Origin of the sequence: Rahnella sp. NRRL B-41462, assembly GCF_003263525.1 — a bacterium.
Taxonomy (GTDB): domain Bacteria; phylum Pseudomonadota; class Gammaproteobacteria; order Enterobacterales; family Enterobacteriaceae; genus Rahnella; species Rahnella aceris.
On record NZ_JYDF01000074.1, the window covers coordinates 11,953 to 24,649 of the forward strand.

The following is a 12,697-nucleotide window of genomic DNA, read 5'->3' on the forward strand; positions in this document are numbered from 1 at the left end:
TTTTATTTTACGCTAAACGCGCTTTCGCATCGGCAATCGCCTGCGCGACCTGCTGCGGAGAAACGCCACCTTTGGCGGCACGTTTGTCGAGACAGGATTGCAGTTCAAGGATCGCGTAAACGTCATCGCCAATCACATTGCTGAATTTCTGCAAATCAGCCAGCGGCAATTCTTCCAGCGCCTTCCCCTGATTAATCGCTTCGACCACCGCTTCACCCACAATATGGTGTGCTTCGCGGAACGGCACGCCTTTGGCAACCAGATAGTCTGCCAGTTCGGTGGAATTAGCGTAGCCTTGCTGTGCAGCTTCTTTCGCACGCGGGCGTTTCACCTGAATGCCGTCCAGCACCAGCGACGCCATATTCAGGCAATCCATCCAGGTGTCGAGCGCATCGAACAGCCCTTCTTTGTCTTCCTGCATGTCTTTGTTGTACGCCAGCGGCAGGCCCTTCATGGTCATCATCATGCCAGTCAGTGCGCCTTGTACGCGGCCACATTTGCCGCGGATCAGCTCCAGCGCATCCGGGTTTTTCTTCTGCGGCATCAGGGAGGAACCTGACGTTACGCGATCGGACAAATCAATAAACGCCGCTTCGCCGGTGTTAAAGAAGATCAGGTCTTCGGCAAAACGGGAAAGGTGAACCATACTGATGGCCGCGTTGGACAGCAGTTCAAGAACATGGTCACGGTCAGAAACGCTGTCGAGGCTGTTACGGGTCGCAGAAGCAAAACCTAACCAGCCCGCCAGCTGTTCGCGATCCATCGGATATGCCGTACCGGCCAGTGCGCCACAGCCCAGCGGGCTGACGTCCAGACGGGTCAGGGTATCTTTCAGACGGCTTTCGTCACGCGCCAGCATTTCAACATACGCCATGCACCAGTGCGCAAAGGTCACAGGCTGAGCGCGTTGCAGATGGGTGTAACCCGGCATCACCGCGTCCTGATTGGCTTCGGCGGTGGCAACCAGCGCCTGCTGTAAATGATGCAATGCATCGCCCAGTTCAACCACCTGCGCTTTACACCACAGTTTGATGTCGGTCGCGACCTGATCGTTACGGCTGCGGCCGGTATGCAGTTTCTTGCCAAGATTACCGACTTTGTCGATCAGTTTACCTTCGACCCAGCTATGAATATCTTCGGCGTCGCTGGCTAAAATAGCGCGGGGATTGGCACGGACTTCTTCCAGCAGCACGGTCAGCGCCTCTTCCAGCTGGATTTGCTCGTCAGCGGTTAATACGTTGACGGTCACCAGCGCTTTGGACCAGGCTACTGAGCCCACGATGTCCTGCTCTGCCAGCCGGTAATCGAAACGCAGTGAGTCATTGAGTTCTTTAAACCGCTGATCCGCTGCCTGAGTAAAACGTCCGCCCCAAAGTGCCATTTTCCTGCTCCTGAATTTTTTATGCAAAAGGGCGCACTATGCTGCGCCCTTGAAAAGGGTATACCGAATGCGCCGCCGGTGCGTTACGCCAGAATACGTGTGCCGATGGCGACGCCGTTAAACAGTGCCGGTAATTGTTCGGCATGACGCCAGCTGGCAATATCAACCGGACGTCCCAGAGAACGGGCGGCGTCCAGCGCAGCGTGAACTTTGACGATCATGCCATCGGTGATAATACCCTGCGCGATAAGCTGCTCGGCTTTCTCTGCGCTCATTTCCGGGATACGCTGACCTTTGCCGTCAAGAATGCCACTGACATCAGACAGCAGGATCAGATCCGCGCCCAGCGTGGCCGCCAGTGCAGTCGCAGCCTGATCAGCGTTAACGTTCATCAGCTCGCCGTTTGCGGTGATGCCGATAGAACTGACAATCGGCAGGTAGCCTGCGCCGTGCAGCGTGTTAATCAGCGCCGGGTTACCCGCTTCGGCTTTACCGACGAAGCCCAGTGATTCATCCAGTTGTGTAACGCTGACAGTACCGCCGTCTGCCAGAGACAGGCCAACGGCGTTGATATGATTTTTAACCGCCCACGCCAGCAGGGTTTTGTTAGCGCTGCCAGCAAGTGCGCCGGTGATAATGTCAATCTGATCAGCCGGAGTCACACGCAGACCGGCTTTTTTCACCACCGGCAGATTCAGCTTTTTCATCAGCTCGTCAACCAGGCAGCCGCCACCGTGAACAATAACCAGCGGGCGGTGATATTCCTGACGATAAGCCACTACCGCCATGAACAGGCGCTCGAGCGCTTCTTCATTGTCCAGCAACACACCACCTAATTTTATGACTAACGGATTCATAGCTGTTCGCGCCCCGACCGGTTGAGAATGTTAATTAATAACAATACATTTAATTTAATCTAACACCCCTGCACGTCTGAATAAACGCTCAGGGGCGGTTGTTTTTTGTTTGCTGACAATCTGACGAAGTATTAAAGCAGTGATTGTGTTTCCGGGAAGCCGAAACGGATATTCATGCACTGAACCGCCTGCGCGGACGCGCCTTTAAGCACATTATCCTCCGTCGCCACCACAATCAGATGTTCGCCTTTCACCGCAAAACCGATATCGCAAAACGGCAGGCCAACCACGTCTTTCAGCGCCGGAACGCCTTTGGTGTACAAACGCACCAGCGGTTTATCGTGATAAGCATTATGGAAGGCTTCCGCCACGTCCTGCTCCGTGACACCCGCGTTCAGACGGCAGGTGATGGTCGCCAGAATACCGCGCGGGAAGTTGCCCAGATGCGGTGTGAAAATCACCGGCACGCCAAGGTGCTCGGCAATTTCCGGATGATGACGGTGGCTGAAAAGTTTGTATGGCTGAAGGCTGACTTCGCAGAAGCTGTTGCCGAGCGTGGCTTTACGGCCTGCGCCGCTGACACCGCTGGTGGCGTTGATCACCGGCCACTGGCTGTCATTGAGCAAACCATTTTCGATAAGGGGTTTAAGCGCCAGCTGCGAAGCGGTCGGGTAACAGCCCGGAACGGCGATCAGCTGTGCATCTTTTAATTTGTCAGCCTGCCATTCGGCCAGGCCATACACAGCTTGGTCGAGCAGGTCGAGATGCTGATGCTCAAAACCGTAGAATTCGGTATAAAACTCAGGTTTGCTGACGCGAAAAGCACCGGATAGATCAAACACTACGCAGCCCGCCGCCAGAAACTGTGGCGCTAAATCGTGGCTGACTTCATGCGCGGTCGCCAGAAATACCACATCGACACCTTTCGCGGCTTCCGCCACGTCAGTCAGTGGCGAAACAGGCAAATCGACGATGCCTTTTAATTGAGGATGCAAATCAGAAAGTAATTTTCCTGCATCTGCACTTTGCGCTGAAACCGTTAAACCGGTTATGTTCATATGTGGGTGGCGATTCAGGTAAGCAGCGAGTTCGGCTCCGGCATAACCTGTGGCACCAACAATCAGCGTATTTAACATAGGGCTTGTTCACCTTCTCAATTTTTGGGTAGGGGCCGGATGAATTTTTTTCCGGTTTCCTTACGCGCTGGCTTATTGTATTTTTATTCACAATTATTGCATGAATATGAATACTACCCTAACTAAAGGCTGTCAACAGTGAAGATGAAATTACCTCCTTTTATTGAGCTCTACCGGGCGTTAATCGCCACCCCTTCCATCAGCGCCACAGACGCTGCACTGGACCAGAGCAATGAGACGTTAATCAATCTACTGGCAGGCTGGTTCGGTGATTTAGGCTTCAAAGTCGAAGTGCAACCCGTGCCAGGAACACGCCATAAATTCAACATGTTAGCCAGTACCGGTGAAGGTGCAGGCGGGTTGCTGCTGGCGGGTCATACCGATACCGTTCCGTTCGATGACGGCCGCTGGACACGTGATCCTTTCACCCTGACCGAGCATGAAAATAAGCTCTATGGTTTAGGGACTGCCGATATGAAAGGTTTCTTCGCGTTCATCCTCGATTCATTGCGTGATGTCGATCTGACCAAACTGACTAAACCGCTGTATATTTTGGCGACCGCCGATGAAGAAACCACCATGGCCGGTGCCAGCTATTTCTCTAAAAATGCCAAAATTCGCCCTGACTGCGCGATCATCGGTGAACCCACGTCGCTCAAGCCGGTTCGTGCGCATAAGGGGCATCTGTCGAATGCAATCCGCATCACCGGTCAGTCCGGCCATTCCAGTGATCCGTCCCGCGGCGTGAACGCTATTGAACTGATGCACGAATCGATTACCCATTTAATGACGCTGCGCAATACGCTGAAAAGCCGTTACAACCACAGTGGTTTCGTGATCCCGTACCCGACCATGAACTTTGGTTATATCAACGGCGGCGACGCACCAAACCGTATTTGTGCCTGTTGTGAAATGCACATGGATATCCGCCCGCTGCCGGGTCTGACGCTGACCGACATTGATGGTCTGTTGAACGAGGCACTGGCCCCCGTCAGCGAACGCTGGCCGGGACGTATTGTGATTGAAGAACTGCATCCACCGATCCCGGGCTATGAATGTCCGCCGGATCACCCGCTGGTGCAGGTGGTCGAGAAATTACTGGGCGTGGAGACGGAAATCGTTAACTACTGCACCGAAGCGCCGTTTATTCAGGAACTGTGCCCGACGCTGGTGCTCGGACCAGGTTCTATCGATCAGGCACATCAGCCAGATGAATATATTGATACTGCGTTCATTAAACCGACTCGTGAGCTGATTTCTCAGGTTGTTCATCATTTCTGTTATCACTGATACTGAATGAAGGATTGATGAAGAAACAATCAGGGCGCTCACGGGCGCCCTTTGATACTGTACAAAAGGTGGATTAGCCAAACTGATATCGCCGCTGTTGTAATTAAATTTCAGCGACATCGCCAAAAAGACCATTTTTCACGTGAGTGTTCAGGGGTTTTTGGGTTAAAACATGTGCTGCATTTAAAAAGTATGGCCAGGTTGGCAGGGTGAACGGGGCAAGAATGCCTGACGGGTGAAAGTTATTTACAGAATATAAAAATTAAACGAGAGAACGGGTCAGAGGTAATATGAACGAACAATATTCCGCAATGCGAAGTAATGTCAGTACTTTAGGTAAATTGCTGGGCGACACGATCAAAGATACGTTGGGAGAGCATATCCTGGATCGTGTTGAGAAAATCCGTAAGCTGTCGAAATCCTCCCGTGCCGGAAATGACGCGGATCGACAGGAGTTACTGTCAACGTTGCAAAACCTCTCAAACGATGAGCTGTTGCCTGTTGCCCGTGCTTTTAGCCAGTTTCTGAATTTAGCCAACGTGGCTGAACAATATCACAGCATTTCGCCGCACGGCGAAGCGGCCAGCAATCCTGAAGCGCTGGCGCAATTGTTCGATCGTCTGAAATCCAAAAACCTCTCTGAGCAGCAGTTACGGGATGCCGTTGACCAGCTTTCTATCGAACTGGTGCTGACCGCACACCCGACAGAAATCGCCCGTCGTACGTTGATCCACAAACTGGTGGAAGTGAATAACTGCCTCAAGCAGCTCGACCATAACGATCTGGCCGATTACGAGCGCAAACAAATCATGCGCCGCCTGCGTCAGTTAATCGCGCAATCATGGCACACCGATGAAATCCGCAAAAACCGCCCTTCTCCGGTGGATGAAGCCAAATGGGGTTTTGCGGTAGTCGAAAACAGCCTGTGGGAAGGCGTGCCGGCTTTTCTGCGCGAACTGAACGAACAGCTGGAAACCTCACTGGATTACAAAATGCCAGTGGAAGCCGTGCCGGTTCGCTTCACCTCCTGGATGGGGGGCGACCGCGACGGTAACCCGAACGTAACCGCCGATATTACCCGTCATGTGTTGTTGCTGAGCCGCTGGAAAGCGACTGATCTGTTCCTGCGTGATATCGCGGTGCTGGTGTCAGAACTGTCGATGACCGAATGCACACCGGAACTGCGTGAGCTGGCCGGCGGTGCGGACATCATCGAACCTTACCGCGAAATCATGAAACAGCTCCGTTCGCAGCTGACCAATACTCAGGTGTATCTGGAAGCCCGTCTGAAAGGCGAGCGTGTTGCACGTCCTCATGATTTGCTGGTGAAAAATGACCAACTGTGGGCGCCGCTTTACGCCTGCTACCAGTCATTGCAGGCCTGCAACATGGGCATTATTGCCAACGGCCAGTTGCTGGATACCCTGCGCCGCGTGCGCTGCTTCGGCGTGCCGCTGGTGCGTATCGACGTGCGTCAGGAAAGCACCCGCCACACCGACGCTATCGCAGAAATTACCCGTTATCTGGGTCTTGGCGATTACGAAAGCTGGTCAGAATCCGACAAACAGGCTTTCCTGATCCGCGAACTGAACTCAAAACGTCCGCTGGTGCCACGTCACTGGGAACCGAGCGCCAACACCAAAGAAGTGCTCGATACCTGTCAGGTGATTGCCGAAGCGCCGGAAGGCTCGATTGCAGCGTATGTCATCTCGATGGCGCGCACGCCGTCTGATGTGCTGGCCGTACACCTGCTGCTCAAAGAAGCCGGTTGTCCGTTCCCGATGCCCGTTGCGCCGCTGTTCGAAACGCTCGACGACCTGAACAATGCCGACGATGTCATGAAGCAATTGCTGAGCATCGACTGGTATCGCGGTTTCATTCAGGGCAAACAGATGGTGATGATTGGCTATTCCGACTCCGCAAAAGACGCGGGCGTGATGGCCGCATCGTGGGCGCAATATCGTGCGCAGGATGCTCTGATCAAAACCTGCGAGAAAGCCGGAATTGCCCTGACTCTGTTCCACGGACGTGGCGGTTCTATCGGCCGTGGCGGCGCACCGGCACAGGCAGCGTTATTGTCTCAGCCTCCGGGCAGCCTGAAAGGTGGCCTGCGCGTTACCGAACAGGGCGAGATGATCCGCTTCAAATTCGGTCTGCCGGAAGTCACCATCAGCAGTCTGGCGCTGTACACCTCTGCAATTCTGGAAGCCAACCTGTTGCCACCGCCTGAGCCGAAACAAGCCTGGGTGGATATCATGGAACAACTGTCTGACGTGTCCTGCAAAATGTACCGTGGCTACGTTCGCGAAAATAAAGACTTCGTGCCTTACTTCCGCGCCGCAACGCCGGAACAGGAACTGGCCAAACTGCCTCTGGGTTCACGCCCGGCGAAACGTAAAGCCAGTGGTGGCGTCGAAAGCCTTCGTGCCATCCCGTGGATTTTCGCCTGGACGCAAAACCGCCTGATGCTGCCAGCCTGGCTGGGTGCCGGTGCCGGTTTGCAGGCTGTGGTTGATGACGGAAAACGCGACGAGCTGGAAACCATGTGCCGCGACTGGCCGTTCTTCTCCACGCGAATCGGTATGCTGGAGATGGTGTTTGCGAAAGCTGACCTGTGGCTGGCGGAATACTACGATCATCGTCTGGTTGGGAAAGAATTGTGGCCGCTCGGTCAGCAGTTGCGCGATCAGCTGGCAAGCGACATCAAAGTCATTCTGGCGATTTCTAACGACGATCATCTGATGGAAGATTTGCCGTGGATTGCAGAATCCATCGCACTGCGAAACGTCTACACTGACCCGCTGAACGTCTTGCAGGCTGAATTGCTGCACCGTTCCCGCGAGCTGGAAAAAGACGGCAAGCAGGATGCCAACGTCGAACAGGCGCTGATGGTGACGATTGCCGGTGTGGCAGCGGGTATGCGTAATACCGGCTAGTTTTCGCTGACATCAGCCCAAGAAAAACCCGCGAATTCGCGGGTTTTTTGTATTCAGTGTCGGGCAAAAAGATTAAGCGCGAACCGGCACAGCGATGTCTGGACGCACACCCAGCGTGTGGCAAATCGCGTAACTCATTTCTGCACGGTTCAGGGTGTAGAAATGGAAGTCCTTCACGCCTTCGCGGCTGAGGATTTTCACCATGTCCATCGCGATATTGGCACCGACCATTTTGCGGGTTTCGGCGTCGTCATCCAGCCCTTCAAACTGGCTGTTCATCCAGTGCGGTACACGCACATTGGTCATCGTCGCAAAGCGGGTCAGCTGTTTGAAGTTAGACACCGGCAGGATGCCAGGCACGATTTCCACGTCAATCCCCTGACCGGCGCAGCGGTCGCGGAAACGCAGGTAACTTTCCACATCAAAGAAGAACTGCGTGATGGCGCGGTTCGCACCGGCATCGATTTTACGTTTCAGGTTAATCAGATCTGACTGCGCGCTTTTGGCCTCAGGATGCACTTCCGGATAGGCCGCGACGGAAATATCAAAGTCGCCCACTTCTTTCAGCAGATGCACCAGATCGGTGGCGTACATTTCCGGCTTGCCGCCGCCTGCCGGCAAATCGCCACGCAGAGCCACAATGTGGCGGATGCCACTGTCCCAGTAATCCCGTGCGATCTGACGCAGTTCATCGCGGCTGGCATCGATACAGGTCAGGTGAGGTGCCGCTTCCAGACCGGTACGTTCTTTAATGCCTTTGATGATGCTGTGCGTACGATCACGCTCGCCGGAGTTCGCACCGTAAGTCACAGAGACAAACTTAGGCTTGAGGCTGCTGAGACGATCAATAGAGCTCCACAACGTATCTTCCATCTCGCTGGTACGAGGCGGGAAAAATTCGAAAGAAACGTTAATCTGACCCTGTAATTCAGCCAGATTCTGGTTCAGCGCTTCGCGCTGGTTTGCGTGGAAAAAGCTCATAAACACTACCTCATGGATCACTGCGTTTTGATTATGGTTCGTTATAATGGACGTTTGGACGTCTAAACGTATAGATAGAAAATGACGGAAAGAGAACAAAGTGTCAACGTTAAAATGATGGCAGGGGATGATTAATCTTCACGCAAACTGAAAGAATTTCACGTTGCGAAAATGAGGCTGAGGGGAAGCTGAGGAAAGTTAGAGGTTTTTTACGCCTTCCCCTCATGAGAGGGGAAGGCGTAAGGAATTACAGAAGTTGCGTCAGACGATTAAGATCAGATTGCAACGCACCTGCGGTCACGTCACGCCCTGCACCCGGCCCGCGGATCACCAGCGGATTATCACGATACCAGCGACTTTCGATAGCGAACACGTTATCGCACGGCAGTAATGCGGCCAGAGGATGGTCGTCACGCACCGCTTCAACACCCACACGGGCTTTGCCATTGGCATCGAAACGGGCCACGTAGCGCAGCACCAGGCCCATTTCACGGGCGGCTTCCAGACGTTGCAGCATTTGCTGGTTCAGCGCCTCACCGTCTTCAAAAAACTGATCTACGGAACCGTTCGCGCAACTTTCCGGCACCAGAGATTCCACGCGAACCTGCGTCGGTTCGATGTCATAACCCGCTTCGCGCGCCAGGATCACCAGCTTGCGCATGACGTCCTGACCGGATAAATCATCGCGCGGATCCGGCTCAGTCAGCCCCTGCTGCCAGGCTAAATCCACCAGTTCGGTGAACGGCAGCGTGCCGTCAAATTGCAGGAACAGCCAGGACAATGTTCCCGAGAAAATGCCGCTGATGGCCAGAATGCTGTCGCCGCTTTCGCGTAAATCACGCACCGTATGGTTAACCGGCAAACCAGCGCCGACAGTGGCGTTATACAACCAGTGGCTGCCGGTTTTTGAAAACGCGTCGCGGATCTGACGGTATTTATTCGTGTCCGACGCGCCTGCCTGTTTGTTGGCACTGATGACATGGAAACCGTAGCTGGCGAAATCCAGATACTGATCGGCCAGTTCAGCGCTGGCGGTGACATCCAGAACCACTAAATCGTCATAAGGATGCGCGCGCATCCACAGGAACAGCGATTCTTCGTCATGCGCCTGCGATTCATCATCAAAGAAGGCCAGCGCACGGCTGGCGTCCAGCCCTTCATAATTGAGCAGACTGCGCTTGCTGTCGACCACACCGGCCAGCACAAACTCGAAACCGCTGCGGGCAGAAATATTCTTTTGTTCACGGGCGAACAGTTCCAGCCAGCGTGAACCGATATTGCCTTTACCAAACAGCATCAGACCGATTTGCTTTTCAGCACGGAACAACGTTTTGTGCAGCCCCTGAATCAGGTGCGCGGTCGGGCCGATACGCAGTACAGCCACCAGACTGATACCGTCTTCGGCCTGCCAGATAAACTCCACTGGCTGATCTTTCATTTCCTGATAAAAACGGTGGCTGTGCAGCGGATTCTTGCACACGCCCGCCCCGACCAGCGCCACCAGCGCCAGCCCTTCACGCAGGGTCAGACGCGCCGGAAGGGCTGCCTCTTCGAGAACCTGCAACGCGCTACCCGCCACTTCAGAGGTGTAGCAAAGTTGCAGCAGATTACGGTCAGGATGAATGCCGGTACACAGCGGTTTGATCTGCGCACGTTTAAGCAGCAGCTCAACATCTTTTTGTGCCAGACCAAAATCGTGGCCGGAAGGAATGACCATTTCGATCAGACAAATATCATCATGGCTGGTGACAATTTTCGCGCCGGTACCGGAAGCCAGCACGCGTTCAATACGCGTTGAGCCCTGCTCCGGCTGGTAACTGCAACGCAGTTGCAAATCAATATCGCTGCCGGAAACCGGCTGAAGGGTACGGGTGTGCAGAACCGGTGCCGCCAGACGCGCAAGTTCACTGGCTTCATCGAGACGCAATAACGGCAGCAGGCAGGCATCTTTCACTTTGCGCGGGTCGGCGCTGTAGACACCGGCCACATCACTCCAGATGGTCACACGGCTGGCATTAGCCAGTGCGCCAATCTGGGTGGCGGAATAGTCACTGCCGTTACGGCCAAGCAGTACGGTTTCACCCGCGTCACTGCGGGCGATAAAGCCGGTCACCACCAGATATTGCTGAGGATGCTGCGCGAGAAGTTGTTGCAGCAGCGGATACGAACGGCCTTCATCAACCTGAGGTTGCGCAGCGCGTTCAGCCCGCAGGAATTCACGGGCATCCAGCCAGGCGGCCGGTAATTCCAGCTTACACAGCACTGCAGACATCAGGCGTGCAGACCAGACTTCGCCGTGCCCGACGACTTCAGCATAAATTGCATCGGTCATTTTGCCGTCAAGCAAAACAGCCAGACGTTCGAGATCATGAATAAAAGAAGCAATAAGCGGTTCGGCCATTTCCGGCGGCAACAGACCAGTTATCAAATCACTCTGATAACGGCGCAAAGCCTGCTGAACCTGATGCGCAGAAATTCTGTCTGTCTGGCTGAGCTTCAGCCAGCTGATCAGCTGGTTGGTTGTGCTGCCAGCCGCCGACACCACCATCATGTCACCCGGCTTCGCATACTCGGCCATAATGCCAGCGACACGCAGATAACACTTCACGTCGGCCAGACTGCTACCACCAAATTTGTGCAACTGACGACTTCCCGCCGGCGCTGCAACCGCTATTGCATTCATACTTACCTCGTTGCCACTGACTGGAATGCATTTTCCAGATCAGCAATCAAATCTTCGCTGTCTTCAAGACCTACAGAAATACGGAGCAAGCTGTCAGAAATCCCGGCGGCTTTGCGCGCTTCCGGCGCCATGCCAGCATGTGTCATGGTCGCGGTATGAGAAATCAGGCTTTCGACGCCTCCCAGTGATTCTGCGAGGGTAAATAACTTCAATTCTTTCAGGAAATGGCGCAACTGAGCTTCATCTCCGTTAAATTCAAAACTGATCATGGCACCAAAGCCACGTTGCTGGCGGCAGGCAATTTCATGTCCCTGGTTTTCCGGCAGCGACGGATGATACAGCTTTTTGACCTGCAATTGTTTTTGTAAATAAGCAACAATTGCCAGTGCATTTTCCTGTTGCTGTTTCACGCGAACCGTTAACGTGCGCAAACCGCGCAATAACAGATAGCTGTCAAAGGCCGCAGCGGTAACGCCAATGTTGTTCGCCCACCAGGCGAGTTCTGTCGCATGTTCTGCGGTCTTAGATATTACCGTACCGGCGACCACATCAGAATGCCCGTTCAGATATTTAGTACATGAATGGACGACTAAATCCGCACCAAGCTGCAATGGATTTTGCAACGCCGGACTCAGGAAGGTGTTGTCCACCACTGTCAGGGCACCGGCGGCGCGGGACGCGTCGCAAATCGCCTGAATATCCACCACACGCAGCAAAGGATTGCTCGGCGTTTCAATCAGCACCAGCTTCGGTTTTTCTTTCAGCGCATCGGCCAGCGCCTGTGGATCACCCTGATCCACAAACAGCACGCGATACGCGCCACGTTTGCTCAGGCTGTCGAACAAACGGTAACTGCCGCCGTAGCAGTCGTGCGGCGCAACCAGTAAATCGCCAGGTTTCAGAAAGACCGTACACACCAGATGAATGGCTGACATACCGCTGCTGGTCAGAACCGCACCGGCGCCGCCTTCCAGATCAGCCAGCGCACGCTGGACAACATCCCGTGACGGATTGCCGCGACGTGAATAGTCATGGGCTCTTGGCTGGTTGAAATCTTCAAAGTTATAGGTACTGGAAAGGTAGATTGGCGGAACTACACAACCATATTGCTGATCATTGTTCAGGCCACTGCCCACGGCAATGGTGGCTTGCTTGTGCGTCATAATCGTTTCTTCCTGACGAATTGCGAAGGATGAGGATATAAAGAGTAACGTCCGGATTTATAGACGTCAATACATCTGGACATCTAAACTTCTTTGCGTATAGATTGAGCAACAGCGCAATACCCGCTAAAATTATGGCGTTAATGAAGATGTCAGGCAGATCTGTCGTGCCGGGAGACGTAAGCTCAAGGTAACAAAATGAACAGTGCCGCAGGGAAAAACGTGAAATGTCCCTGTTAAATTCCGACATTTACTTAGTGAGAACAGTGA

Annotated in this window: 8 protein-coding genes; 2 read left to right on the plus strand and 6 right to left on the minus strand. The window is 53.8% G+C overall.

Features of this window, described 5'->3' with window-relative positions:
• Positions 1–7: 7 nt before the first annotated feature.
• The 3 genes from argH to argC form a co-directional block, all read right to left on the minus strand.
• Positions 8–1,381 carry an argininosuccinate lyase gene (argH, locus tag UC14_RS17530; RefSeq protein WP_013577569.1) on the minus strand — a complete coding sequence of 458 codons (1,374 nt, stop codon included), beginning with the start codon at positions 1,379–1,381 and terminating at the stop codon, positions 8–10.
• Between the two features lie 83 nt (positions 1,382–1,464).
• Positions 1,465–2,238, minus strand: a complete 774-nt coding sequence (argB, locus tag UC14_RS17535) for an acetylglutamate kinase (RefSeq protein WP_013577570.1) — start codon at positions 2,236–2,238, stop codon at positions 1,465–1,467.
• Between the two features lie 131 nt (positions 2,239–2,369).
• Complete coding sequence (gene argC, locus UC14_RS17540; protein ID WP_013577571.1) at positions 2,370–3,374, minus strand: N-acetyl-gamma-glutamyl-phosphate reductase; 1,005 nt, start codon at positions 3,372–3,374, stop codon at positions 2,370–2,372.
• A 138-nt stretch (positions 3,375–3,512) separates the two neighbouring features.
• On the opposite strand from argC, the gene argE reads away from it, so the two are divergent.
• Together argE and ppc are read left to right on the plus strand one after the other, a co-directional pair.
• Positions 3,513–4,664: an acetylornithine deacetylase gene (gene argE / locus UC14_RS17545; RefSeq protein ID WP_041673179.1), complete on the plus strand. Its 1,152-nt coding sequence runs from the start codon at positions 3,513–3,515 to the stop codon at positions 4,662–4,664.
• Positions 4,665–4,954: 290 nt separating this feature from the next.
• Positions 4,955–7,600 carry a phosphoenolpyruvate carboxylase gene (ppc, locus tag UC14_RS17550; protein WP_013577573.1) on the plus strand — a complete coding sequence of 882 codons (2,646 nt, stop codon included), beginning with the start codon at positions 4,955–4,957 and terminating at the stop codon, positions 7,598–7,600.
• Positions 7,601–7,672: 72 nt separating this feature from the next.
• Here the strand turns inward: ppc and metF are convergent, their stop codons facing one another.
• The 3 genes from metF to metB all read right to left on the minus strand — a co-directional run bounded on the left by metF (position 7,673) and on the right by metB (position 12,427).
• Positions 7,673–8,581 (minus strand): methylenetetrahydrofolate reductase, encoded by a 909-nt coding sequence (metF, locus tag UC14_RS17555; protein WP_013577574.1) that lies wholly within the window; start codon positions 8,579–8,581, stop codon positions 7,673–7,675.
• Positions 8,582–8,828: 247 nt separating this feature from the next.
• Entirely contained in the window at positions 8,829–11,264 is a 2,436-nt protein-coding gene (locus UC14_RS17560) for a bifunctional aspartate kinase/homoserine dehydrogenase II (protein WP_013577575.1), read from the minus strand.
• 2 nt (positions 11,265–11,266) lie between these two features.
• Positions 11,267–12,427, minus strand: coding sequence for a cystathionine gamma-synthase (gene metB / locus UC14_RS17565; RefSeq protein ID WP_013577576.1), 1,161 nt, complete (start codon positions 12,425–12,427; stop codon positions 11,267–11,269).
• Positions 12,428–12,697 lie beyond the last annotated feature (270 nt).